Origin of the sequence: Bradyrhizobium sp. IC3195, from assembly GCF_020193585.1 — a bacterium.
Classification (GTDB): Bacteria; Pseudomonadota; Alphaproteobacteria; order Rhizobiales; family Xanthobacteraceae; genus Bradyrhizobium; species Bradyrhizobium yuanmingense.
The window spans coordinates 37,368-62,747 of sequence record NZ_JADYVG010000013.1; the positions used below are offsets into that span (position 1 = coordinate 37,368).

General features: G+C 65.7%; 23 protein-coding genes. 11 read left to right on the forward strand and 12 right to left on the reverse strand.

From position 1 onward, the window contains the following. Window positions 1-3: 3 nt before the first annotated feature. Window positions 4-1,113 carry a M48 family metallopeptidase gene (locus I6F09_RS23365; protein ID WP_225189131.1) on the forward strand — a complete coding sequence of 370 codons (1,110 nt, stop codon included), beginning with the start codon at window positions 4-6 and terminating at the stop codon, window positions 1,111-1,113. Window positions 1,114-1,131: 18 nt separating this feature from the next. Here the strand turns inward: I6F09_RS23365 and I6F09_RS23370 are convergent, their stop codons facing one another. From I6F09_RS23370 to I6F09_RS23385, 4 genes are all read right to left on the reverse strand, one after another. Further along, a complete protein-coding gene (locus tag I6F09_RS23370; RefSeq protein WP_036028638.1) occupies window positions 1,132-1,344 on the reverse strand; it encodes a hypothetical protein in 213 nt (70 codons plus the stop codon). 68 nt (window positions 1,345-1,412) lie between these two features. Further along, window positions 1,413-2,042, reverse strand: coding sequence for a uracil phosphoribosyltransferase (gene upp / locus I6F09_RS23375; RefSeq protein WP_036009715.1), 630 nt, complete (start codon window positions 2,040-2,042; stop codon window positions 1,413-1,415). Window positions 2,043-2,209: 167 nt separating this feature from the next. Further along, window positions 2,210-3,448: a URC4/urg3 family protein gene (locus I6F09_RS23380; protein WP_225134813.1), complete on the reverse strand. Its 1,239-nt coding sequence runs from the start codon at window positions 3,446-3,448 to the stop codon at window positions 2,210-2,212. A gap of 5 nt (window positions 3,449-3,453) precedes the next feature. Continuing rightward, entirely contained in the window at window positions 3,454-4,710 is a 1,257-nt protein-coding gene (locus I6F09_RS23385) for a GTP cyclohydrolase II (protein WP_036009713.1), read from the reverse strand. A 324-nt stretch (window positions 4,711-5,034) separates the two neighbouring features. Between I6F09_RS23385 and I6F09_RS23390 the strand changes: the two genes are divergently transcribed. Further along, a complete protein-coding gene (locus I6F09_RS23390) occupies window positions 5,035-6,162 on the forward strand; it encodes a threonine synthase (RefSeq protein ID WP_225189132.1) in 1,128 nt (375 codons plus the stop codon). A gap of 8 nt (window positions 6,163-6,170) precedes the next feature. On the opposite strand, the gene I6F09_RS23395 is transcribed toward I6F09_RS23390, so the two are convergent. Further along, complete coding sequence (locus tag I6F09_RS23395; protein ID WP_225189197.1) at window positions 6,171-7,733, reverse strand: glycosyltransferase family 39 protein; 1,563 nt, start codon at window positions 7,731-7,733, stop codon at window positions 6,171-6,173. 192 nt (window positions 7,734-7,925) lie between these two features. Between I6F09_RS23395 and I6F09_RS23400 the strand changes: the two genes are divergently transcribed. The 4 genes from I6F09_RS23400 (at window position 7,926) to I6F09_RS23415 (ending at window position 11,803) form a co-directional block, all read left to right on the forward strand. Next, the gene (locus I6F09_RS23400; RefSeq protein WP_225189133.1) at window positions 7,926-9,653 is read left to right on the forward strand and encodes an adenylate/guanylate cyclase domain-containing protein; all 1,728 of its coding nucleotides are present in this window, start codon (window positions 7,926-7,928) and stop codon (window positions 9,651-9,653) included. Window positions 9,654-9,873: 220 nt separating this feature from the next. Next, on the forward strand, window positions 9,874-11,073 hold the full coding sequence (locus I6F09_RS23405) for a molybdopterin-dependent oxidoreductase (RefSeq protein WP_225189134.1): 1,200 nt from the start codon (window positions 9,874-9,876) through the stop codon (window positions 11,071-11,073). Between the two features lie 12 nt (window positions 11,074-11,085). After that, complete coding sequence (locus I6F09_RS23410) at window positions 11,086-11,394, forward strand: cytochrome c (protein ID WP_036009702.1); 309 nt, start codon at window positions 11,086-11,088, stop codon at window positions 11,392-11,394. Between the two features lie 208 nt (window positions 11,395-11,602). Continuing rightward, a complete protein-coding gene (locus I6F09_RS23415) occupies window positions 11,603-11,803 on the forward strand; it encodes a cold-shock protein (RefSeq protein ID WP_008563500.1) in 201 nt (66 codons plus the stop codon). Window positions 11,804-11,975: 172 nt separating this feature from the next. On the opposite strand, the gene I6F09_RS23420 is transcribed toward I6F09_RS23415, so the two are convergent. Continuing rightward, window positions 11,976-12,437: an Lrp/AsnC ligand binding domain-containing protein gene (locus I6F09_RS23420; RefSeq protein WP_036009699.1), complete on the reverse strand. Its 462-nt coding sequence runs from the start codon at window positions 12,435-12,437 to the stop codon at window positions 11,976-11,978. 113 nt (window positions 12,438-12,550) lie between these two features. Between I6F09_RS23420 and putA the strand changes: the two genes are divergently transcribed. The 3 genes from putA to I6F09_RS23435 all read left to right on the forward strand — a co-directional run bounded on the left by putA (window position 12,551) and on the right by I6F09_RS23435 (window position 17,676). Beyond that, window positions 12,551-15,550, forward strand: coding sequence for a bifunctional proline dehydrogenase/L-glutamate gamma-semialdehyde dehydrogenase PutA (putA, locus tag I6F09_RS23425; protein WP_225189135.1), 3,000 nt, complete (start codon window positions 12,551-12,553; stop codon window positions 15,548-15,550). 115 nt (window positions 15,551-15,665) lie between these two features. Further along, window positions 15,666-16,871 carry a CoA transferase gene (locus I6F09_RS23430; RefSeq protein ID WP_225189136.1) on the forward strand — a complete coding sequence of 402 codons (1,206 nt, stop codon included), beginning with the start codon at window positions 15,666-15,668 and terminating at the stop codon, window positions 16,869-16,871. A 157-nt stretch (window positions 16,872-17,028) separates the two neighbouring features. Beyond that, window positions 17,029-17,676: a glutathione S-transferase family protein gene (locus I6F09_RS23435; protein ID WP_225189137.1), complete on the forward strand. Its 648-nt coding sequence runs from the start codon at window positions 17,029-17,031 to the stop codon at window positions 17,674-17,676. A gap of 197 nt (window positions 17,677-17,873) precedes the next feature. On the opposite strand, the gene I6F09_RS23440 is transcribed toward I6F09_RS23435, so the two are convergent. The 6 genes from I6F09_RS23440 to I6F09_RS23465 form a co-directional block, all read right to left on the reverse strand. Further along, a complete protein-coding gene (locus I6F09_RS23440) occupies window positions 17,874-18,038 on the reverse strand; it encodes a hypothetical protein (RefSeq protein WP_167361650.1) in 165 nt (54 codons plus the stop codon). A 79-nt stretch (window positions 18,039-18,117) separates the two neighbouring features. Next, the gene (locus I6F09_RS23445) at window positions 18,118-19,656 is read right to left on the reverse strand and encodes a hypothetical protein (RefSeq protein ID WP_225189138.1); all 1,539 of its coding nucleotides are present in this window, start codon (window positions 19,654-19,656) and stop codon (window positions 18,118-18,120) included. 93 nt (window positions 19,657-19,749) lie between these two features. Further along, on the reverse strand, window positions 19,750-20,745 hold the full coding sequence (locus I6F09_RS23450) for a hypothetical protein (RefSeq protein WP_225189198.1): 996 nt from the start codon (window positions 20,743-20,745) through the stop codon (window positions 19,750-19,752). Between the two features lie 313 nt (window positions 20,746-21,058). Then, window positions 21,059-21,556: a TPM domain-containing protein gene (locus I6F09_RS23455; protein WP_225189139.1), complete on the reverse strand. Its 498-nt coding sequence runs from the start codon at window positions 21,554-21,556 to the stop codon at window positions 21,059-21,061. 5 nt (window positions 21,557-21,561) lie between these two features. After that, window positions 21,562-22,476 (reverse strand): YgcG family protein, encoded by a 915-nt coding sequence (locus I6F09_RS23460; RefSeq protein ID WP_225189140.1) that lies wholly within the window; start codon window positions 22,474-22,476, stop codon window positions 21,562-21,564. Between the two features lie 131 nt (window positions 22,477-22,607). Further along, window positions 22,608-23,216 (reverse strand): LemA family protein, encoded by a 609-nt coding sequence (locus tag I6F09_RS23465; RefSeq protein WP_036009681.1) that lies wholly within the window; start codon window positions 23,214-23,216, stop codon window positions 22,608-22,610. A 143-nt stretch (window positions 23,217-23,359) separates the two neighbouring features. On the opposite strand from I6F09_RS23465, the gene I6F09_RS23470 reads away from it, so the two are divergent. Both I6F09_RS23470 and I6F09_RS23475 read left to right on the forward strand, forming a co-directional pair. Continuing rightward, window positions 23,360-24,214, forward strand: coding sequence for an enoyl-CoA hydratase (locus I6F09_RS23470; protein WP_225189141.1), 855 nt, complete (start codon window positions 23,360-23,362; stop codon window positions 24,212-24,214). Window positions 24,215-24,219: 5 nt separating this feature from the next. After that, a complete protein-coding gene (locus I6F09_RS23475) occupies window positions 24,220-25,368 on the forward strand; it encodes an acyl-CoA dehydrogenase (RefSeq protein ID WP_225126705.1) in 1,149 nt (382 codons plus the stop codon). Window positions 25,369-25,380: the final 12 nt, after the last annotated feature.

The window sequence follows — 25,380 nt, forward strand, 5'->3', positions numbered from 1 at the left end:
GCTGTGAGTGACGTGTTTGCAAAGACCCCGGCGCAGTCGGAGAGCCCGACCATCTTCTTCGACGGCGTGTCGAGCCGCAGACGGCAGGTGACGCTGACGCTCAGTGATGCGCTCGAGATCGCCGAGGACGGCGCAACGCCTGTTCGCTGGGCCTATGCCGACGTTCGCCGCGCCGACAGTCCCCCCGGAATCCTGCGCCTGGCTGCGACGTCCGCACCGCCTCTGGCGCGGCTGGAGATCCGCGATGCCGTGCTCGCCGCGGACATAGCCGCGCGCTGCACGCGCCTCGACGAGCACCAGACGACGCGCAGCGGCGTCGCGAAAATCGTGGGCTGGTCGGTTGCCGCCACCGTCTCCATCGTCTGCGTCGTCCTGTTCGGCGTTCCGCTCGCCGCCGACCGACTCGCGCCGCTGGTGCCGAAGCCCGTGGAACGGCGCATCGGCGATGCCGCCGAAGTGCAGATGAAGACCATCTTCGGCCGCGGCGTGTGCGAAGACCCCGCGGGCAAGGCCGCGTTCACGAAGATCGTCAACCGCCTGCGCGATGCGGCCGGCCTCGACGACACAATGACGGCCGGCGTGCTGCCGAGCTCGATACCGAATGCCTTCGCGCTGCCCGGCGGCAAGGTGTTCGTGCTGAAGGGCCTGCTCGACAAGGCCGAGAGTCCCGACGAGCTCGCCGGCATCCTCGCCCACGAGCTCGGCCATCTCAAGCATTACGACAACATGCGCGGCCTGATCTACAATGGCGGCACCTCGTTCCTGATCGGCCTCTTGTTCGGCGACATCACCGGCTCCTCGGCCGTGATCTTCGCCTCGCGCAGCCTGGTCGAAGCGTCCTATTCGCGCGAAGCCGAGACCGGCGCCGACACTTTCGCGATCGAGATCATGCATGCGCTCGGCCGGTCGCCGAAGCCCGCCGCCCAGCTGATGTTCCGCATCACCGGCAAAGAGGGCGGCTCCGGCCTGACGAATATCCTCGCCAGCCATCCGCTGACCGAGGACCGCCTCGCGCGCATGACGAAGGAGGACCGGCCCGCCAGCGGCCCGCCGCTGCTGACCGACAAGGAGTGGCAGGCACTGAAGGGCATTTGCGGCAGCGGGAAGGTGTGACGGCCCGCTCCTGGCGCATCACTTCGCCGGCGCAGCCGGTGGATTCGATCCGGTGGTGACGTTCGGCGCCGTGTTCGGGTTCGAGGTCGTGGTCTGGGGACCGAACTCGCGACCATTGTAGAAGAAGACGGCCGCGACCACGGCGATCACGAAGATCGCGCCGACTGCCCAGCCGACCGGGCTGTTGCGGCGCGCTCTGTCGGCCCTGCGGTCCTCATTCTGATAGGTCATCGTTGCTCTCCATCGCAAAGCAGGAGAACCTCGCGCGGTGGAAGCTGTTCCTAAAACGCGCCCAGCACTTACCGCGTTCCGTAGGCGCGGTCGCCGGCATCGCCGAGGCCCGGCAGGATGAACCCGTTGTCGTCGAGCCCTTCATCCACCGCCGCCGTCCAGATCGGCACGTCCGGGTGCAATCCGCGCAGCCGTTCGAGCCCTTCCGGTGCGGCGATCAGGCAGGCGAGGCGGATGTCCCTGGCGCCGCGCTCCTTCAGCCGGTCGATGGCGGCGACGGCGGTGTTGGCGGTGGCGACCACCGGCGTCACCACGATGGCGAGGCGCTCGCTGAGGTCGGAGGGCGATTTGAAGAAGTACTCCACGGCGGCAAAGCTGTGCGGCTCGCGGTAGAGTCCGATATGGGCGACGCGCGCGGTCGGCACCAGATCCATCATGCCGTCGACGAAGGTGGTGCCGGCGCGCAGCATCGGCACGAATACCAGCTTCTTGCCGGCGATCTTGGCCGAGTGCATCGTCGCCAGCGGCGTCTCGATCACGGTGTCGGTGAGCGGCAGGTCGCGCGTCACCTCATAGCACAGCAACATGCCGATCTCCTTGATCAGCTCGCGGAACGACTTGGTCGAGATGGACTTGTCCCGCACCAGCGTCAGCTTGTGCTGCACCAGCGGATGATCGACGATCGTGACGCCTTCCATGATGAGATGCTCTTGCTTTTCCCTTCTCCCCTTGTGGGAGAAGGTGGCGCGAAGCGCCGGATGAGGGGTATCTCTCCGCGAACTCCAACTGAGAGATGTGCCCGCGGCGACAACCCCTCACCCGGCTTCGCTTCGCGAAGCCACCCTCTCCCACAAGGGGAGAGGGTTTAAAATACCGTGCCGTCGCTGATCACCTTGAGCGGCGGCGATCCATCGGGACGGCGTGCAAATGCGATGGCGCGGCCCGCCGCCCACGTGCCGCCTTCGAGGATGCTCGCAAGCGGCAAGGTCCGAGGGGTGCGGCCGAGCTTGGCGCGAATGCGCTCCGCCAACCTGTCGAGCAATGCAATTGTCAGCGCGCGCCACTCCACGACGAGCAGCGAATCCACTTCATGCGCACGCGCGGCATCGGCGGCATCGCGCAGGCGCAGCACGTCATGATCGACGAACAGACCGCCGTTGCGGTATTCGGCGAGCCCGGTCAGGCCATCGATGTCGGTCACCTCAAAGCCGGCGCGCTGCAGCGGCTCGATCAGCGAATAGCTCAGCCATTGCGACAGCTTGTGCAGCGGCACGAGGCCTGCCGTGCCGTCGTCCGCCTTGATCGCCGGATGTCGCCAGCAATCGCCGAGCGGCACGCCCGCAAGCTCAAGTCGCGACGGCCAGATCGGCCCGAGCCGGTTCAGCACCGCGGACAGGATCGCGGGCGCAGCGACGGCGCCGCCGATCGCATGCGCTGCGATATGATCGAACAGCCCGCCCGGCCGCGGCGTATCGTGCAAGCCGAACACGTCCGCACGCTCCGAGACCTGCCTGCCCAGACGCCGCAGCAGGTCGGTGCGTCCCTCCAGGCCGAGCAGCGGATTGGCCTCGGTCACCTGAAAGGCGGAGGTGAGTGAGCCAAGAGGCAGTCTTTCAAGCACCTCCGCATCGGCCCTGAACGGCGCACGCGCATCGCGCGAAAACAGCCCGCTCGCGAACATGTCGAGGCTCGCGATCGCGAGCCCTTCCGATCGCCCTACGTCTGCTCCCGTCACGCTGTCGCGATAGCGCCAAGCTGCGCCGGCGCCGGCATCGAGCAGCACGCTGACGATGGCGAGGTCGAACTCGGCGCGCGCTTGCGCCGCGCGATCCGGCCAGGACGCAGCATCGGCAAGCCGGGCCCAGCGGTCGACGCCGCCGAGCACGAAGTGCCGCCAGCGCGCATGGAAGGGAATGTCAAGCGTCGGATAGGCTTTACGGGTCACCGCGAGCACGGCATCGGCAACGCCATCGATGCGGTCGAGATCGACCGTGAAATGGGTGAGCCCGCCGGCAAGGCCGAGCTCGAGCATCTGCCCGGCGCGCGCGCGCACCGCCTTTGCGGTGAGCAGCGCGCGTGCCTGCGATTCCAAAGCGTCCGCCATCGCGATCAGTATTTTTCCAGCGAACGCCCGACCACGCCGTTCACGTCCTTTTCCGGTGCGATGTCGGTCGAGTAGTAGCCCGCGGCCTTCTTGGCGGCGATCTCGACATGGGCGTCGGCGGGAATCAGCTCCAGCGGGATCGGCACACGCTCGACGATGTCGATGCCTTGCGAGGTCAACGCGTCGTATTTCATGTCGCTCATCGACAGGAAGCGGTCAATGCGCTTGAGGCCGAGCCAGTGGATCGTATCCGGCATCAATTGCTGGAAGCGCGCGTCCTGGACGCCAGCCACGCACTCGGTGCGCTCGAAATAAGCGGCGGCCGCATCGCCGTCCTCCTGCCGCTTGCGCGCATTGTAGACCAGGAATTTGGTGACCTCACCGAGCGCGCGGCCTTCTTTGCGGTTGTAGACGACCAGCCCGAGCCCGCCCTCCTGCGCGCCGCGCGCGGATTCCTCGATGCCGTGGATCAGATAGGGCCGGCAGGTGCAGATGTCGGAGCCGAACACATCGGACCCGTTGCACTCGTCATGCACGCGGCAGGTGATCCTGGTGCGATGGTCCGGCAGTTTCGTCACGTCGCCGAACAGGTAGACCGTGGTGCCGCCGATCGGCGGCAGGAACACCTTCATGTCCGGGCGCGTCACGAGCTCCGGGAACATCCCGGCGGTCTGCTCGAACAGCGTGCGCCGCAGCTCGGTCTCGCCGGTGCCGAAGCGCGCCGCAAGGCCCGGCAGGTACCACACCGGATCGATCGCGATCTTCACCACCGACACGCTGCCATTGGCGTGCACGACCTCGCCATCGGCGCGCAGCCGCTTTGCGGCGAGCGCATCGCGAATCTCCGGCAGGTCGAGCCGCGCCCGAGTCACCGCGATGCTCGGGCGGATGTCCGCGCCCTCGGCGATCTCCTGGCGAAAGTTCTCGGCGACCAGATGCCCCCAGGGATCGAGCGCGACGATTTTTGTGGGATCGGTCCATTGCTCGAACGGACCGATGGTGGCGGCCGGAAAGGTATTGGTGAGGTCAGGACGCCTGATCGGGTCCAGCGCCCCGGCGGAGACCGCGAGCGCGCGGTACATCGCGTAGGACCCGCCATGGCTGCCGATCACGTTGCGATCCCCGGCGCGCGACACCGTACCGATGATCGGCCCGCGCGCGCGCGCATCAGCGGCGCCCCAATGGATGGGAAAGGCGGCCTTCCTGCCCGGCTCCGGATGGGAGGTCAGGCGGATGTGGTCGGTACGGTTGGCACGGCTCATGTCCAGGCTCCCAAAAAGCCAACGGCCCGCCGCTCGGACGGGCCTGGCTCACTTGCGACGCCGAACCGGCGGCGCAAGCTCAATCCAACATATTGTAGCGGCCCGCGACGACAGACAAGTTAATCGTGGCCGGGCGCAGGGGCCGTTCGGGGCCAAATTCCCGTCATCGGGCCTGCCGACGCCGCTCATCGCGCTCGCCGCCTGCCGGTGAGGCCGGTTTAAGGAATTGAAGTAGTTTCGTTTTTCGTGTTTTCAAGGAGGCGTTGCTTCGTGCGGCCGGCTTCAAGTCCGGTGCACTGCGCCGCCCCCGCCCTGGAGACTGCTATGCCTGCCGCCAGCTACATCGATCCCCGCAACGGAAAGCTCTATCCCTTGGACCAGCCGCGCTGGTGCTCGGACGAGCGCACGCCGCTGCTGGTGACGCCGGGGGCGGGCATCTCACGCGAGGACATCGATGGCCGGACGCGGTCGCTCTGGCGCTACCGGGCGGCGCTGCCGGTCGAGATCGAGAACCCGATCACGCTCGGCGAGGGCTGCACGCCGCTGGTCCAGCAGGACTGGGGCGCGCTGCGCCCGCTGTTCAAGCTCGAATGGTTCAACCCCACTGGCAGCTTCAAGGACCGCGGTTCGGCGGTGATGCTGTCGTTCCTGCGACAGATCGGTGTCGACGCCATTCTGGAGGATTCCTCCGGCAACGGCGGCTCATCCATGGCGGGGCTGGGTGCGGCCGGCGGCATGCGCGTCAAGATTCTGGCGCCGGCCTCGACGTCGCCGGCCAAGATCGCGCAGGTGCGCGCCTACGGCGCGACCGTGCAGCTCGTGGAGGGCCCGCGCGAGGAATCCGAGGCCGAGGCCATCCGGCAGTCGAGCCAGACCTTCTACGCCAGCCACAATTGGCAGCCGTTCTTCCTCGAAGGCACCAAGTCGCTGGCCTACGAGATCTGGGAAGATCTGGGATTCCGCGCGCCCGACAACGTCATCATTCCCGTCGGCGCCGGCAGCAGTCTGCTGGGTTGCGCCTTCGGCTTCCGCGAGCTGATGAAGGCCGGGCAGATCTCGAAGCTGCCGCGCCTGTTCGCGGCGCAGCCGCTCAATTGCTCGCCGATCGATGCAAGCTTCAAGGCCGGTGTCGATACGCCCGTCGCGCGCGGGGTGAGCAAGACCGTTGCCGAGGGCACCGCGATCAAGACTCCCCTCCGCCTGCGTGAGATCATCGCCGCCCTGCGCGAGAGCGGCGGCGCCACCATCGCGCTCACCGAGGACGAGATCGTCGCCGCCCTGCGCCGCCTCGCGCGCCAGGGCCTGTTTGCCGAGCCGACCAGCGCCAGCGCGGCTGCGGCGCTCGACAAGCTCGCCGCAACCGGCGCCATCAATGCGAACGAGACAACGGTCGCCGTTCTCACCGGCACCGGCCTCAAGGCCGCAACCACCGTCGCTGACCTCGTGCAGTAGTCTCGCGCTTACCCTCCCGCTCCAGGCTCCTGGAGAGGCTTGGAGAGAGAACGCGAGCGCCCGCCGGCGTCCGCCAGCACCTTCCACTGGAACAGCGGCGAGTCCTTTGGCGGCGAGAGCTGCGGGGTCCAGCCGGTGAGCTTTTCGATCACATAAGTATCAGCCACGACGCCGCGCCAGCGGCGTTCGACCGTGGCGAGTTGCTCGCGCTGCGCCGGAATGTGCTCCCACAGTGATGCGCGGTTGTCCGGCTCGCGCCCGACATAGATGCCGGCATGGCCCTTGATCCTGTCCATGCCGGGATCGCGGAAGTCCTGGAATCGGCCGCGCTCGTTGATCTCAATCACGGGCACGCGGCCCCGGAACAGCCAGCGCATCATGGCGTAGGTGCGGTAGTCCGTGGTTGCGATCCAGGTCGCGCCTGTTACGTCGAGGGCCGCTTGCGTCCGCGCGGCGACCTGCTCGTAGCCGGCCTCGGCGCCGATCGGGTCGATCTTGCCGAGCAGATTCCAGGGCGCGGCAACGTAGTAGAGGAACACGATGATGACGAAGGGAATGCCTAAGACGATCGCTGTCCTGGCCCAGAACAGCGAGGACCTCAGCATCCGGGCGGACCATCCCTCTTTCCTCATCGTGACGAGGTTGACCGCGGTGGCGGCAAAACCGACCGGCCACATGAACATCGGCCAGGTGTCGCCGACGCGCAGCGTCAGCGACTTGAAGAAGAAGTAGGCGAACGGCACCAGCACCGCGCTCGACAAAAGGATCGCGACCGGCTCGCGCGTGCGATAGCCGCGCCACGCCGTCAGCACCAGGCCCGTTAGCACCACCGGCAGCAAGACGAAGCCGACCAGGCCGAATTGCAGGCCGATGTAATCGCCGATCGTACGCAGCGAGACGCCGTAATTGGCGGTGGCGCGCACGCCCTGGAAACGGAACGAGGCCCAGTCGTGCTGTGCGTTCCAGATCAGCACCGGCGAGAACACCACTAGCGCGACCAGCACGGCGAGATACGGGTAAGGACTGCGCAGCCAGCGCCAGCGCCAATCCGGCACCAGCAGAAAGGCGGCGACCGCCGGCGCGAACATGATCACAGTAAATTTCGACAGCATCGCGAGGCCCGCGAACAGGCCGGCCGCCAGCCACCAGCGGCCGTCGCCGCATTGCGCCAGCCGCACCAGCGACCACATCATCGCGACCGCGAACGGGATCATCGCGACATCGGGCGCAACCTTGGCCATCAACAGGCCGTAATAAAGCGCGGCCTCCGGCATCAGCACCGCGAACACGATCGCGCGCGCATCATGGGTGAGGCGGCGGACGATGTCGGCGAGCAATAGCTGCGTCACCAGCATCGCGACGATGCCGCCGAAGCGGACGCCGAGATTGGTGTCGCCGAAGATCGCGGTTCCGAAGCGGATCAGCCAGGCGATGCCGGGCGGATGATCGAGGAAGCTGAGCGCAGCCTCCTTGGACCAGGTCCAGTAATAGGCCTCGTCGGTGCGCAGCTCGATGGCCGAGGCGTAGACGATGCGGAGCAGCGTCATCGCAGCGATGATCGCTGCGGCCATGAGAATGAGACGGCGTTCGGCGCCGGCTGGCTGCGCAGAGATGTCGGGAGCGATCGTCACGGCGGCGCTTTTCCCCGACTTGGAAGGGGGAGTCAATGTGGGGCTGTCGTCTCGGCGATCCTGCTGGCTGTCCATATCGGGAATTAAAGGCTACGCTGGCTGGTCTCCTCCATGACCTGACACAACCGAATCATGGCCACCGCTCCCACACAGATGTCAGTCGTCCGCGCCGCCGGCGTGCGGCAGGTGCGACTCGTTTGCGGCATCATCCTGTTCGCCTTTGTGGTCAGTCATTTCCTCAACCACGCGCTCGGCAACATCTCGGTCGATGCCATGGAGACCGGGGTCTACTACCACACGCTGTTCTGGCAGTTCCTCCCGGTCGCGATCGTGTTCTATACAGCCGCCCTCACCCATATGGGGCTCGGCGTCTACGCGCTGTATCAGCGCCGCCAGTTCCGCTGGCGAACGATCGAGCCGCTCCAGCTCGTGCTCGGCTTGAGCATCCCCGTCCTCGTCATGGGCCACGTCATCGGCGTACGGCTCGCGCAGACGCTGTTCGGACACGAGAAGCTGTATCCGCAGGAGCTCTATTTGTTCTTCGTCGCGGCACCGGGCCTAATCTGGCAGATGACGATCCTGCTTCTCATCGCCTGGGTGCACGGCTGCATCGGCGTCTATTTCTGGCTTCGGCTGAAGCCGTTCTTCACGCGCGCGGCGCCCTATCTGCTCGCGGCCGCCGTGCTGATCCCGACGCTATCGCTGCTCGGCGTCTACCAGGGCGGCCGCAGCGTCGCCGTCGACAGTGACGATAGCGAATGGCGCAAGCAGCATCTCACCCGCCGCCAAGTCGGCACGGTTGCGGAAGGCAACACGCTCGAACGCATCGCGGGCGGTCTCACCATGGGCTATTTCGGTCTGTTGGGACTGGTGCTGGCGGCGCGCGGCGTGCGCGCCTTACGCGAACGGCGCGGCGGAATGATCGCGCTGTCCTACGGCAACGGCAAGACGGTGCGGGTCCCCAAGGGCCTGTCGGTGCTGGAGGCGAGCCTGCGCCACAACGTGCCGCATGCCAGCGTCTGCGGCGGCCGCGCCCGCTGCTCGACCTGCCGCATCCGCATCATCGGCGATCATGATGCCCTGCCCACCCCGTCGCAGCGCGAGGCTTTCGTGCTCACCCGCGTCGGCACCGCCGATCCCTCGATCAGATTGGCCTGTCAGCTGCGTCCGACCTCCGATCTCTCGTTCTTCCAGCTCTTCGCAGCTCACACGCATGCAACGGACGGAGCCTCGACATCGGCCAGTATCGGCCAGGAGCGCTATCTCGTCAGCCTGTTCGTGGACATGCGCGGCTCGACGCAGCTGGCCGAGAAGCGCCTGCCGTTCGACACGGTCTTCATCGTCAACCGCTTCCTCGGCGCGGTGTCGCAAGCGGTGATCGAGAACGGCGGCCAGCCGAACCAGTTCGTCGGCGACGGCATGCTGGCGCTGTTCGGACTCGCGGCCGACCCGCAAACCGCCTGCCGGCAGGCGATGAAGGCCGCCGCGGGAATCGCTGCGCATATCGACGAGCTCAACGATCTCCTGAGCCACGATCTGCGCCAGCCGATCCGCTTCGGCATCGGCATCCACGGCGGCGAGGTCATCATCGGCGACATCGGCTATCGCGATCACATCGTCTTCACCGCGCTCGGCGATGCCGTCAACGTCGCCGCCCGCCTGCAGGACATGACCAAGACGCTGGCCTGCGAGGCGATCGTCTCGGACGAAGTGCGCCGTACCGCTGATATTGCCGACGACGCACTGCCGCAGCAGGAGGTCGCCATCCGCGGCCGCGACCAGCCGCTCGCAGTGCGCGTGGTGGCGAATGCGAGGGAGCTGGCGGCGCTGGTCGATCGCAGCAAGCGCGTGGCGGCGTGATTCTTTACCTCTCCCCGTAAGAACGGGGCGAGGGAGCGCACCGTCGTCGCGGCCTACTGCTCGTCAATCTCGTTACGAGCACAACACCGGCCTGCTGCAACGCAGCGGCATGGGCTTGCTGCGAAAGCGCGAATTGACTTCACGCAAATGGTTGCGACAGATGAGCGCAGGATCGTGCTGATGACCGCCGATCCAACGAGAAGCTCCGGGAGGAGAAAGAATGTTCGATCGACGCGACCTGCTCAAGGGAGCAGGCCTTGCCGCCATGGCGGCCACACTGAATTCCACCAAGGCGCTGGCCCTCGACACGGTGACCCTGCCCTTCGCCAATGGCGAACGGCCGCTGGTGAAATATCCGCAGAAGCGGCCGATGATCGGCCTGACCAGCCGGCCGCCGCAGCTCGAGACCCCGTTTGCGGTGTTCAACGACGGCCCGATCACGCCGAACAACGCGTTCTTCGTGCGCTACCACCTCTCCGACCTGCCCTACGATCTCAACCCCGACAAGGTCACGCTGGAGGTCAAGGGCAAGGTCGACAAGCCGCTGAAATTGTCGCTGAAGGACATCCGCAAGATGAAGGCGACGGAGATCGTCGCCGTCAACCAGTGCTCCGGCAACAGCCGCGGCTTCTTCGAGCCGCGCGTCGCCGGCGGTCAGCTCGCCAACGGCGCGATGGGTTGCGCGCGCTGGCGCGGCGTGCCGCTGAAGAACGTGCTGGAGATGGCCGGCGTGCACAGCGGCGCCAGGCAGGTCACCTTCAACGGCATGGATGGACCGGTCAACGACAAGACGCCGGATTTCATCAAGGCACTCGACATCGATCACGCCACTGACGGCGAGGTGATGCTGGCCTATGGCATGAACGGCGAGGACCTGCCGTTCCTCAACGGCTTTCCGCTGCGCCTGATCGTGCCCGGCTATTTCGGCACCTACTGGGTCAAGCACCTCAACGAGATCACCGTCATCGACAACGTCTATGACGGCTTCTGGATGAAGTCGGCCTACCGCATCCCCGACACGCCGAACAATGCGGTCGAGCCGGGCACCGCGCCAAAGGCGACGATCCCGATCAACCGCTTCACCATCCGCTCCTTCATCACCAGCGTCCCCGATGGCGCCAAGCTGAAGGCGGGAGCCGTGACCCTGCGCGGCATCGCGTTCGATGGCGGCAAGGGCATCAAGCAGGTCGAGGTCTCCACCGACGGCGGCAAGAGCTGGGTCGGCGCCAAGCTCGGCAAGGATCTCGGCAAGTACGCCTTCCGCGAATGGAAGCTGCCGGTGAAGCTCGCGGCCGGCAGCCACGAGCTCAAGGTCCGCGCCACCGGCAATGGCGGCGAGACCCAGCCGGACATGCCGCGCTGGAACCCGGCGGGTTACTTGCGCAACGTCGTCGAAACCGTTCGCGTCAGCGTGGCCTGAAGGAGACTGATCATGCAGCGCATCGTTCTCCTCGCCATCACGCTCGCCGTCGCCGCATTGATGGGCTCGTCACTTGCAGCGCCCGTCAATTACAAGACCCCCGACGAAGTCGCCGCCTTCAAGCCCGGTCCCAATCTCGAGGTCGTGCAGGGCAATTGCAGCGCCTGCCATTCGTCCGACTACGTCGCCACGCAGCCGCCGATGAAGGACAAGAGGGCGTTCTGGCAGGCCGAGGTGACTAAGATGATCAAGGTCTATGGCGCACCGATCGACGATGCCGATGTCGGCAAGATCGTCGATTATCTGACCGCGACCTACTGACGGATGGCATCACGCGCCCCTGCCATTTGACCGCGAAACGGGCAAAACCGGCAAAAACGCCGCGAAGTTGAGCGGAATTCGGCGAAATGGCGATGTGGTTTGAGCTACCAAGCCTGCCACATTCCGCGTATCCTGTTAGGACCGAACCGGCCGGTTGGCGGGGACTGGCGGTTCGAGATCTCGGAGGAAGACCCGCGGAGAAGTCGTGATGGCTAAAGGTACGGTCAAGTGGTTCAACCCGACGAAGGGTTATGGATTTATCCAGCCTGCGTCGGGTGGCAAGGATGTGTTCGTGCATATCTCGGCAGTGCAGAAGGCCGGTCTGTCGACCCTCAACGAGGGACAGACGGTGGAATACGAAGAGATCGCAAACCGGGGCAAGACCTCCGCGGAAAACCTCAAAGTATAAGCCCGCGCCAGCCTTTGCTGCCTCCCGGATTTGTCCGGGAGCGGGCCAAGAAAATTTAAGAAGACGGCCGGTGCATTCGACGACAGGCGTTGCGATTGCACAAGGATAGCTATTTTTTCCTTGTGAAGACCGCTCATCGAACCACAGCAATGACAATCGCGACTGCACTTCGCTAACCCACCGGCAGCGGTGCGTCGCGCTTGATCTCCTCCATCACCGCATAAGTTCGCGTCTCGCGCACGCCCGGCATCGACAGCAGGGTCTCGCCGAGAAAGCGTCGATAGGCGGTCATGTCTGCAAGCCGCGCCTTCACAAGATAGTCGAAGCCGCCGGCAACCATGTGACACTCCAGCACTTCAGGGGCGAGCCTCACGGCTCGGGCGAACCGCTCGAAATTGTCGGGCGTGGTCTTGTCGAGCAGCACCTCGACGAACACCAGGAGCCCAAGGCCGAGCCGGTGCGGGTTGAGCCGCGCGCCATAGCCTTCGACAAAGCCCTCGCGCTGCAGGCGCTTCAACCGCTCGCCGATCGAGGTCGGCGACAGCCCGATGCGCTCGGCGAGCTCGACATTGGCGATGCGCCCATCCTCCTGCAGGATCGAGAGGATTTTCCGGTCTGTTCGATCGAGTTCCATATCTTATCCGGCCAAAGGGCTAACCCTCTTCATTTTCTAAGGCAAACTGGCTAAATTGTCTATCGAACTACGGTCACGCGGGCCTTATCCTGATTTCAGCCACAGGACACGCCATGCCGAACATCCCGCCCCCCTTCTCCGCGCCTTACGCCCCCGATGATTCCGAGATCGCCGCAAAGGTTCTGCCGGCCTCGCATCTCATGCCGGCACGGGATGCCCGGATCGACCGCATCGCGACGCGGCTGATCGAGGCGATCCGCAAGCGCGACGACCGGCTCGGCGGGGTCGAGGACATGCTGCGGGAGTTCGCGCTCTCGACCAAGGAGGGGCTGGCGCTGATGGTGCTGGCGGAAGCGCTGCTGCGCGTGCCCGATGCGCGCACGGCCGACCAGTTCATCGAGGACAAGCTCGGCGAGGGCGATTTCATCCATCACGAGACCAAGTCCACCGCGTTCCTGGTCAACGCTTCGGCCTGGGCGCTCGGCCTGTCGGCGCGGGTGATCCAGCCCGGCGAGACGCCCGACGGCACCATCGGCCGATTGGTGAAGCGGCTCGGCGCACCGGCGGTGCGCACCGCGACGCGCCAGGCGATGCGGTTGATGGGCAACCATTTCGTGTTAGGGGAGACGATCGAGCAGGCGCTGGAGCGGGCTCGGCCGCGCTCGGGCCAGAAGCCGCGCTATTCCTTCGACATGCTCGGCGAAGGCGCGCGCACGGCCGCCGATGCCAAGCGCTATTTCGACGCCTATGCCAGCGCGATTGACACGATCGGCAAGGCTTCGGGCAACCATCCCCTGCCCGACCGGCCCGGCATCTCGGTCAAGCTCTCGGCCCTGCATCCGCGCTTCGAGGCGATCAGCCGCGGCCGCGTGATGGCCGAGCTGGTGCCGCTATTGCTGGACCTTGCGCAGCGCGCCAAGACGCATGACCTCAACTTCACCGTCGATGCTGAGGAAGCCGACCGGCTGGAGCTGTCGCTCGACGTGATCGCGGCGACGCTCGCCGATCCCTCGCTTTCCGGCTGGGACGGATTTGGCCTCGCGATCCAGGCCTATCAGAAGCGTGCTAGCGCGGTGATCGACTATGTCGATGAACTCGCCCGCGCGCATGACCGCAAGCTGATGGTGCGCCTGGTCAAGGGCGCCTATTGGGACACCGAGATCAAGCGCGCCCAGGAGCGCGGGCTCGACGGCTATCCCGTGTTCACGCGCAAGGCGATGACCGATCTGAACTTCGTCGCCTGCGCGACGAAGCTTCTCGCCTTGCGGCCGCGCATCTTCCCGCAATTCGCCACCCACAACGCGCTGACGGTCGCGACCGTGCTGGAGCTCGCAGCAGATGGCGGCGGCTTCGAGTTCCAGCGCCTGCATGGCATGGGCGAAGCGCTCTACGAGCAACTCGCAAAGGATCATCCTGACATCGCCTATCGCACCTATGCGCCGGTCGGCAGCCATCGCGACCTGCTCGCCTATCTGGTGCGGCGCCTGTTGGAGAACGGCGCCAACTCGTCCTTCGTGGCGCAGGCGGCCGATTATCGCGTGCCGGTTTCGGCGCTGCTGCAGCGCCCGGCGAATGCCATCGGCCAGGCATTGCAGGCACCTCATGCCAAGATTCCGTTGCCGGCAGATCTGTTCGCGCCGGAGCGGCGCAATTCGCGCGGCGTCGAATTCGGTGAGCGTGCCGCCCTCGACCAGCTGCTGACGGACGTGAAGGCCGCGGCGGCCGACCTCAAGCCTGTCGCTGACGCAACACGGGATCAGGCCAACGCGGCGGTGACGACTGCGCGCGCCGGCTTTACTGCCTGGAGCCGGACACCTGCAGGCACACGCGCGGCGGCGCTGGAGCAGGCCGCGCATCTCCTGGAAACCCGCGGCGCCCGTTTCATCGCGCTGCTGCAAGCCGAGGGCGGCAAGACGCTCGACGACGCTCTGTCCGAGCTGCGCGAAGCCGCTGACTTCTGCCGCTACTATGCCGCGCAGGGCCGCAAGCTGTTCGGAAACGATGCCGCCATGCCCGGCCCGACCGGCGAGAGCAATGTGCTTAGCCTGCGCGGCCGCGGCGTGTTCGTCGCGATCTCGCCGTGGAATTTTCCGCTCGCAATCTTCCTTGGCCAAGTGACCGCGGCGCTGATGGCCGGCAATAGCGTGGTGGCGAAACCCGCCGAGCAGACGCCGCGCATCGCGCGCGAGGCCGTTGCCCTGCTGCACGAGGCCGGCATCCCCAGAAGCGCGCTGCATCTCGTCACCGGCGACGGCCGCATCGGCGGCGTCCTCACCGCGCATCCTGATGTCGCCGGAGTAGTCTTCACCGGCTCGACCGAGGTCGCGCGCCAGATCAACCGGACGCTGGCGGCCAAGGACGGGCCGATCGTGCCGCTGATCGCGGAGACCGGCGGCATCAATGCCATGATCGCGGATGCGACCGCACTGCCCGAGCAGGTCGCCGACGACGTCGTGACCTCTGCGTTCCGCTCCGCAGGCCAGCGCTGCTCGGCCTTGCGGCTTTTGTTCGCGCAGGAGGATGTCGCCGACCGCATGGTCGAGATGATCGCGGGCGCCGCGCGCGAACTGAAGATCGGCGATCCCGCGGATGTCGCGACCCATGTCGGTCCGGTGATCGATGAGGAGGCCAAGCAGCGCCTCGATGCGCATATCGCGCGGATGAAGCGCGAGGCGCGGCTGCATTTTGCGGGCACCGCGCCGGACGGCTGCTTCGTCGCGCCGCATATCTTCGAGCTCAAGGAGGCCGGTCAGCTCACCGAAGAGGTGTTCGGCCCGATCCTGCATGTCGTGCGCTATCGCGCCGAGAACCTGGCGCGTGTGCTGGAATCCATTGCGCGCACCGGCTACGGGCTCACCCTCGGCATCCATTCGCGCATCGACGACACCATCGAGGCCATCGTCGACCGCGTCCAGGTCGGCAACATCTACGTCAACCGCAACATGATCGGCGCCGTGGTCGGCGTGCAGCCGTTCGGCGGCAGCGGCCTGTCCGGAACCGGCCCCAAGGCCGGCGGCCCGCACTACCTCGCGCGCTTTGCCACCGAGCAGACCGTGACGATCAACACGGCTGCGGCCGGCGGCAATGCTGCGTTGCTTGCGGGGGAGGAGTGAGGCCCTGCGCCAGGCGCCGTTGCATCCCGGCAAAACATCGGTCTAATGCTCTCATCACGCGCCCGCGCCAATTCCAGCGCGCGGGAAACGACTGAAGCGAGGGAGCGACGCCGCGATGGAGAAGGGCATTTTTGCAGGCCTGAAGGTGCTGGACTGCGCGAGCTTCATCGCAGCGCCCGCGGCCGCGACCGTGCTGTCGGATTTCGGCGCAGACGTCATCAAGATCGAGCCGCCCGGCACTGGCGACCCCTATCGCAACCTGCCGAACCTGCCGGGCTATCCCTCAGGCGAGCACAATTTCGCCTGGCTGCTGGAGGCGCGCAACAAGAAGAGCATCGCGCTCGACTTGTCGAAGCCGGAGGCGCAAGCCGTGCTCTACAAGCTCGTGGCGGAGGCCGACGTCTTCATCACCAACATGCCGCCGCCGGTGCGGGCCAAGCTCGGCATCACCTATGACCACCTCGCCCATCTCAACGACCGGCTGATCTACGCCTCCTTCACCGGCTATGGCGAAAAGGGCGAGGAAGCCAACAAGCCCGGCTTCGACAGCAATGCCTATTGGGCGCGCTCCGGCCTGATGGACCTCGTCCGCGCCGACACTGACACCACGCCAGCGCGCTCGGTCGCGGGCATGGGCGACCACCCTTGCGCCATGGCATTCTACGGCGCGATCGTCACCGCGCTCTATCAGCGCGAGAAGACCGGCAAGGGCTCGCACGTCGCGTCCAACCTGATGGCGAACGGGGTGTGGGCCGCGAGCGTGCTGGCCCAGGCAAAACTCTGCGGCGCCAAGTTTGGCGAGCGGCGCCCGCGCGAGCGCGCGCTCAACGCGGTCGCCAATCATTACCAGTGCAAGGACGGCCGCTGGCTGATCCTGTCGCTGCTGAATGAGGAGAAGCAGTTTCCGACGCTGGCCAAATGCCTGGGCCGTGAGGATCTGATCAACGACCCCCGCTTCGTCACCAAGGCCGACCGTCACGCCCGCTCGGTCGAGCTGATCAGGATCCTGGACGAAACCTTCGCCACGAAAGATCTCGCCGAATGGCGGAGAATCCTCGACGGCAACGGCCTCGTGTTCGGCGTCGTCGCCATCCTGGACGACATCCCCAACGACAAGCAGATGCTCGACAACGAGGTGCTGGTGCCGTTCGAGAACGACACCATGCTCACCATCAACAGTCCGATCTGGATCGACGGCGCCAAGAAGGTGCAGCCGCGCAAGCCGCCAGCCGTCGGCGAGCACAGTGACGAGATTTTGCGCGGGGCGGGATTTGACGAGGCGGCGATCAAGGCGCTGCGGGGGTCGGGAGCTGTGGGGTAAGTCGCGGTCGATCCACAAACTCCGTCATTGCGAGCGCAGCGAAGCAATCCAGAGTCTGCCCGCGGATGCATTGCTGGATTGCTTCGCTGCGCTCGCAATGACGATGCCGGACTATCTCGCTATAATGATCGGCAACACACCGATGCCGCGAGGTCCTATGCCTAGCTACCGCCTGCACTACTTCCCCGAATCCGGCAACAGCTACAAGCTGGCGCTGATGCTGACGCTCTGCGGCGAGACGTTTGAGCCGGTCTGGACCGATTTTGCCGGCGGCGTCACGCGCACGGCGGAGTGGCGCAAGGCCGTCAACGAGATGGGCGAGATTCCCGTGCTCGAGATCGACGGCGTGAAGATGACGCAGACTGCGCCGTTGCTGCTGAAGCTGGCCGAGCAATACGGCCGTTTCGGCGCCGAGACGGAGGACGAGAAGTTCGAGCTGCTGCGCTGGCTGTTCTGGGACAACCACAAGCTCACCGGCTATATGGCGACCTACCGCTTCATGCGCGCCTTCACCGAGAAGAACGATCCGCAGGTGCTGAAGCATTTTCGCCGGCGGCTCGAGGACTTTCTCGGCATTCTCGACGGCCATCTCCAGCACAATGATTTCGCGATCGGCGCAAGGCCGACGGTCGCGGACATCTCGATGATGGCCTATCTGCATTATCCGAGCGACGAGCATGGCTTTGATTTCGCGGCGAGCCATCCCGCCATTCATGCCTGGCTCGGCCGCATGGCCGCGCTGCCGGGCTGGAAGCCGGCCTACGAGCTGCTGCCGGGAAAACGGATGACCAACTACGCGACGTGAGGACTCTCTCTTCTCCCTCTCCCCGTTCTTACGGGGAGAGGGTTGGGTGAGGGGCTTCTCTCCACACCTGAGATTATCGTGAGACCTGTACCCCCTCCCCCGGATTGCATCTTCGATGCAATCCGACCTCTCCCCGCAAGCGGGGAGAGGTAAACCCGCGGCTCGCTCCGGGCCTTCGATCGAAAGAGTTTTCGAAGCTATCTCAGCGACAGCCAGCCCAGCGTGAACAGAATTCCGCCGATGATGACGGCCACCGCGACGGCCCAGATGCTGACGCGGGCGCTGCCGGTGACCTGCTTGACTTCCTCGTTCCGCGCGATCTCGCGATTGCGCGCCTTGTTGGCGTTGCCGGTATCCGTCATGGGTCATCCAAATCGCTTGAGACTTTATCTTGCGCGTGATCCTTCGGAAAACCGCTCCACACTTTTCCTGGATCGCGCGCTAACGCGTCTTGATGAAGCACATGCCGATGCGGCGCGAGGCCGCGGCGGCCTGGCAGGTCAGACCGCTAGCACAGCTCCATGACGTAAAACTCCTGTCCGGCGTTCCCGATCCCGGATCTTGCAGGGAACAATGCGCGCCCCAGCCGTCCTGATATTCGCTGCCGGCGAGCTCGCGACTGCCGCGGGTCTGCGGCCGACTGGCAAATCCGCGTGAGAAATCAGGGATCTTTCCGGCCGCGAACGCGGTCAGGATGTCGCGGCGGCGGAGCTGGTCGCCGAAGAAGTGTGGCGAGGCCGCCACGATGGCGGCATTCGACGGTCTGTCCGCAAGCCAATCGACGCCCGGGAAATGGAAGCCGCCGATGCCACGGGTCTGGTGACAGCCGGTGCAGGTGACGTCGTTGAGCCGGCGCTGGAAGCCTGCGACCGAACGGACGTTCTGCATGTCGAGGCCGCGTGCCGCCGCCCGCTTCAGCGCGCCGACCACGTCATTGTCGGTGAAGACGGGATCGCCTTTGCCCTCCCCCTGCATCATGCCGAACTCCGGCTGCAAGGTCGAGGCGTCGAGGCCGGCGGGGGTCGGCACAATTGCGGCCCTGGCCAGGAATTTCTCGGGGATCAACACCGTGCCGCGATCGAATTCACGCAAGTTCTCGGGCGCGAGCAGCCAGGCCTTGAAGTCGCGCCGCAGCGCATCGTCAGCAAGAATGCGATCGCGGTCGATCTGGTTCTCCAGCGTCGATTCCACGAATGTCCTGGTGGCGGCATTGTACTTGAACACCTTGAGAAGATAGTCGGAGCGGAAATCGTGCAGCGCCGATTTCGGCGCGACCGAGACCTGGATGTTGGTCTCGATGCTGTCGAGCATGGCGTCGTCAGGCGGAGCGCGACCGCCGATCAAGCCCTGCCAGTCGCCATTGTCGAGCCAGCGCCGCGCGATCTCGGCGCAGCTGATCGGCTTGCCGTTCGCATCCGTCTGGCGCCCATCGCGCGCCTTCAGCACGAGGTTGAACGTCATCGGCAGGCGCGTTGCGGTCTTGCCGCCATTCGGCCCGCTGTCGAAGCGCGCCAGACGATAGATCAGCCGGATCTCGCCACAGGATTCTTCCGAGACATAGGCACGGTCCATGCGATTGACGATGCCGGCCAGCACGAACCGCGCCTCGCGCGATTTCAGATTGGCCCGATCGAACAATTGCGCGTCAAAACCCTCGCCGACGCCGATGGTCTCGCCCGGATAGGTCGCCCTGAACCATGCGATATAGCGGTCGAATTCCGCATCGATCGCGGGCAGAATGTCTTTCAGCTGCGGCAGCGAGGCGAACATCGGCTCGGTCGTGAGCGGGACGTCCGAATTCCGCTCCGGCGACAAAAGACGCGAGATCGTCAGCGTGTTGTTCTGGTCGAGCTTGCGCAGGAGATCGGGATCGGTAATCGCGGTGCCGCGCGTCAGCGCGGCATTCTCCGCTGCGAACAGCGAAACCACACCGCCCAGCAATGCGGCGGCAGCAACGAGAATTCGCAAGGCGCGGCCCATGCCTGAGGTAACACCGCGCAGGGACACCTATTCAAGCAAAAAGGCGCCTCACATCGCAGTGAAGCGCCTCTTCGAAAGTCGGATATCGGACGCTCAGCGTCCGGTGATCAGCCCCCTCGAGGTGACGACCACCCAGCGGCCATCCTGGCGGCGGATCGCATCGACACGGCCGACGCCGGGGATGGGGTCGCCGGGATAGACCTCGTAGAGGCCGTCGCGGCCCTCGATCAGCGCGCCGCCATTGCCGGCGCTGCGCAGCCGCCAGCCTTCGATCGTCGGCAGACGCCCAACTTCGGTCTTGGGAGCTGCGGGCGCCGGGACCGGTGCGGCCGCCGCGGTCGCGACCTGCGTCGGCGCGATCGAGCCGGTGGTCTCCTTGGGCACCGCTGCAGCGGCCTGCGCAGGCGCGGCGGGCGGCGTGGCGCGGAGCTTGTCGACGGCCTCGGACAGCTTTGCGATCCTGGCAAGCGGCTCGGCCTGCGCCTTTTCGAGCTTGTCCAGGCGGTCGTTGGCCCGGTTGAACTGGGTGAGGCCGGTCTTCGAGCTCTGCTCGACATTGGCCTTCAGGGCGACGAGGTCGGCGTCGATCCGCGCCACGGACGCATCCAGCGCGCTGGTATCGGCGACCTGGACCGGAGCCGGGGCGGGTGTGGCGAAACGCATCATGCCGGCGGTCGCAAGCGCGCCGCTGATCGCGCCGACGCTGGCGGCAATCGCCACCACCGCGGCCATCGCCGACAGCCGGCGCTTGCTGCCGGACTCGCGCAGCTCGTCGGCCTTCCCATGCGGGGCGAACTCCTCGCGCTCCCAGGCGCGGTCGGCGGGCGGCATGACGATGAGCTTGCCGTGCTTCGGCTCGGGCTTGGCCTCAGCTTTGGCGTCAGTCTTGGCGTCAGTCTTGGCCTCAAACTTCGGCACTTCGATCCGCGGCGGCTCAATCTTCGGGGCGTCCGCCTTGACCGGATCGGGCTTGGGCGGCGCTTCGTGGTCGGGGGCGATCGAGGGGGCCTCGATACCCGCGGCAGCCTCGATGGCCTGCGGCGCTGCCGCGTCGATGGCAGCGGAATCCTGGGCAGCCTGCTCGGGCATTGGTTCGCTCACGGCTCAAATACTCCAGTCTCGGTTGACCTTTTGGTAACTTTCATTGCTTGCGAAATCCTTACCTCGGGACCCGCTTACCGAAATTTTAGGAATTCATCCGGGGCCGAATTGGGCCGGGAAAGTGGAACCGGTGTGGCGGGCGTGAAACAGTTCGTAATCGGGGGAAGATGAACGGGGGCGGAATGGCCCCCATGGCGTCATTGCGAGCGCAACTCCGCGGAGGCAGTCTGGATTGCTTCGTCGCAAGGGCTCCTCGCAATGACGGAGCGCGCCGCGCGCGCTCCGATCAAATCACTATCCGTCACATCACGACGGGAGCATCCGGCAGCTCGTTCGCATGCGGCCCTTGCTTAGGAAAATGCTTTGCCATTTCGCGCGAGACGGCCTCGATGCCACTGATCACGCCGCGTTCGAACCGGCCCGATCTGAACTCGGCCTCTATCGCGCGGCAGATCGTCTCCCAACCCTCCGCGCCGACCTTCGCGTCGATGCCGCGATCGGCGATGATCTCGACGTCGCGGTCCGCGAGCAGGAGATAGATCAGAACGCCATTGTTGTGGGCGGTGTCCCAGACACGCAGATGCGAGAACACGTCGAGCGCGCGCTCGCGGGCCAGCTGGTTGCGGAACAGCGGGCCGCCGTCGAGCGCCCCTTCGACGACGAAGCGGACCTGGCCGGAATGGGTGGCTTCGCCGCGCTTGATCGCCTGCTCGATGCGGTCGAGCACCGCTTGCGGAAAGATCTGCTTCGCCCGCCAGTGATGCTGCACGAGATGTCGGGCAATGCGCTTGATGCTCATGATAGCTACCAGCTCCCCGAGGCGCCGCCGCCGCCAAAACTGCCGCCGCCGCCGCTGAAGCCGCCGCTACTCGACGATCCGCTACTCCATCCGCCGGAGGAGCCGCTCGACCACGAGCCGCCGCGCGAGCGGCCCGTGCCCGGCGTGATCGCCGAAAACAGATCGGCGATGAATCCGACGATGAAGCCGAGGATGCCGACAGCCGCCGCGAGCGCCGCGGAGCCGAGAATGAGCCAGGTTACCGCTGCGATGATGCCCCCGGTCACCAATGATCCGAGCAGCCGCCCCAGGATGGCGCGGAAGAACCCGCCGACGCCGATCGAGGCAAACAGCGCCACCGCAAACACCGGCGCCAGATCATCCAGACTATTGTGGGCGAAGTTGACGCTGCGCGAAGGTGACGGCAGCGGCTCGCCGTCGATCACCCGCAACATGCGGTCCACGCCTGCGCTGATGCCCGCGGCGAAATCGCCGCTCCTGAACTTGGGGGTGATCGCCTCGTCGATGATGCGCCGAGAGGTGACGTCGGTGAGCACGCCTTCGAGACCGTAGCCGACCTCGATGCGCAAATGCCGGTCGTTCTTGGCGACGACGAGAATCGCGCCGTCGTCGACCTTCTTGCGACCGATCTTCCAGGCCTCCGCGACGCGAATCGAGAATTGCTCGATCGTCTCCGGCTGCGTGGTCGCGACGATCAGGACAGCGATCTGGCTGCCCTTGCGGTTTTCGAAGTCGCGCAGCTTTTGCGTGAGCGTGGCGATGTCGTTGCTGGAGAGCGTGCCGGTCTGATCGACGACACGGCCGGTGAGCTGGGGGACGGCGACGTCGGCATGGGAGGGGAAGGCAAAGGTGAGAAGGAGGGCGATGGCGAACACAAAAGAGGCGATCGCTCGATGCGCCCACCAAATCCTCGCTGTCATCGCCCGGCTTGACCGGGCGATCCAGTATTCCAGAGACGCCCGTGGGATGCGGAGAGGCTGCGGCGTACTGGATTCCCCGCCTTCGCGGGGAATGACAGCGGAGTGTGGGGCGCGCATTCGAAACGACGCGCTTACTTCGACGGCGCCGGCGCCGCGTTAAAGTCCACCTTCGGCGCGGTAGAGATCGCCTTCTCGTTCTCGACAGAGAAGTTCGGCTTCTCCTTGTAGCCGAACGCCATCGCGGTGAGATTGGTCGGGAACGAGCGGACGGTGACGTTATAATCCTGCACCGCCTTGATGTAGCGGTTGCGCGCCACCGTGATGCGGTTCTCGGTGCCCTCGAGCTGCGACATCAGGTCCTTGAACAGGGCATCGGACTTCAGCTGCGGATAGTTCTCGGTGACGACCAGGAGGCGCGACAGCGCGCTGGAGAGCTCGCTCTGCGCGGCCTGGAATTTCTGGAACGCGGCGGGATCGTTCAGCACCTCCGGCGTCGCCTGAATGCTGCCGACCTTGGCGCGTGCATTGGTGACGCCGAGCAGCACGTCCTTCTCCTGCTGGGCAAAGCCCTTCACCGAGTTGACGAGATTGGGCACGAGATCGGCGCGGCGCTGATACTGGTTCACGACCTCGGACCAATTGCCCTTGATCTGCTCGTCCTCGCTCTGGATCGCGTTGTAGCCGCAATTGGTCAGGCTCAGCGAGGCCAGGGCGGCCAGCACGGTCAGGATCTTGCGCATTAAATTTCTCCCGGTGGAATCCGGCGCAAACTATCAGATTGCGCGCCTGAGAAAAGCAGCAGGCTGACGCAAGCCTCTTGCCTCGCACCGGCCGACATAGTCAACTCCGGCAAAACAAGAGCGGAAACACCAGGGGGAACGCGATGTCCTCGTTCGAGACCATCCTCGTGGAGCGGCCGGAGCCGGCGATCGTCCGTGTCGTGATGAACCGGTCCGAGGCGCGCAACGCGCAGAACCTGCAAATGACCTACGACCTCAACGCCGCCTTCGACGCGGCGGTGCAGGACGATGCGGTCAAGGTGATCATTCTCGCCGGGAACGGGCCGCACTTCTCCTCCGGCCACGACCTGCGCCCCGGAGACAAGAATACCGCGGGGGTCGATTTCCCGCCGATCGGAAATTGGGGCGGTTTCGCCGAGCCGAACGCCCATGGCCGGTTCGCCCGCGAGCAGGAAATTTATCTCCAGATCACCCGGCGCTGGCGCAATCTGGCAAAGCCCACCATTGCCGAGGTGCATGGCAAGTGCATCGCCGGCGGCTTGATGCTGGCCTGGGCCTGCGACCTCATCATCGCCAGCGACGATGCGCAGTTCTGCGATCCCGTCGTCACCATGGGCGTGTGCGGCGTCGAATGGTTCGTGCATCCCTGGGAGCTGGGGCCACGCAAGGCCAAGGAGTTCCTGTTCACCGCCGACAGCTGGAGCGCGCAGGAGGCGCACCAGCTCGGCATGGTCAACCAAATCGTGCCGCGCGCCGAGCTGTCGTCGCGCGTGCTGGAGCTGGCGCGAAGGATCGCGACAAAACCGTCCTTCGCGCTGAAGCTGACCAAGGAGGCGGTCAACCGTTCGGTCGACGTCATGGGCCAGCCGGCTGCGATCGACCAGGCCTTCGCGCTGCATCAGCTCTGCCACGCGCACAATCTCCAGGAGTTCGGCATGATCGTCGATCCATCCGGCCTGCATCCCTCCGTGCGCAAGCCGCCGGCCGCCGCGGAGTAGACGCGATGGATCTCAATCTCAGTGACGAGCAAAAGTTGCTGCGCGAAAGCGCGGAACGTTTCGTGGCCGAGAGCTACGATGCCGAGCACCGCCGCAGAATCGCGAATGATCCGCTCGGCTTCAGCCCGGCCGTTTGGAAGCAATTCGCCGAGCTCGGCTGGCTGGCGCTGCCGCTTCCGGAAGAGTTCGGCGGGCTCGGCGGCAGCGCGGTCGATATCGGCATCTTGATGGAGGCCTTCGGCCGGGGCCTGGTTTCTGAGCCTTATGTCGCAACAATCGTGCTCGGGGCCGCGCTGATCGCCAGATGCGGCACCAGCGAGCAGAAGCAGGCGAGCCTGCCCAAGGTGGCGGACGGATCACTGAAGCTTGCCCTGGCGCATTCGGAGCGCGCCGCCCGGTTCGATCTTGCCAAGGTCACGACCAGCGCCAACAAGACCGGACAAGGCTGGCGCCTTTCCGGCAGCAAGATCGCCGTGCTCGACGGACATGCCGCCGACGAGATCATCGTCTCCGCCCATATCCACGATCATCGGGGCCCCTCGGGCCGGATCGGCCTGTTCCTCGTGCAGGCGACGACGTCAGGCCTCGTCATCAGTGATTATCCGCGTCTCGGCGGCGGACGCGCCTGCAACATCGAGCTGTTCGACGCGCATCTGCCGGAAGACGCCCTGCTCGGCGACGGCAGCGACGCCGTGCCCGCGATCGAATGGGCGATCGATCGCGCCATGGCCGCGCTCGGTGCGGAAGCTGTCGGCATCATGCAGACGCTGCTCGACACCACGCTCGACTACACCAAGATCCGAAAACAATTCGGCCGGCCGCTCTCCGCCAACCAGGTGATCCGCCACCGCCTCGCCGACATGGCGATGCAGGTGGACGAGGCCCGCTCGATGGCGCTGCGCGCGGCGTTGAAGGCCGATAGCGCGCCGATCGAGCGTGCCCGGGCAGCCTCGGGCGCGAAGGCGAAGATCGGCAAATGCGCGCGCTTCGTCGGCGAGCAGTCGATCCAGCTCCATGGCGGCATGGGCGTCACCGAGGAGCTTGAGGTCGGCGCCTATTTCAAGCGCCTCGTCGCGTTCGACACGCTGTTCGGCGGCAGCGCGCATCACTATGCCCGCCACGCCGAGCTGAGCCGCAGGGCCATCTCTGCTTAACAAGGAGCGCAT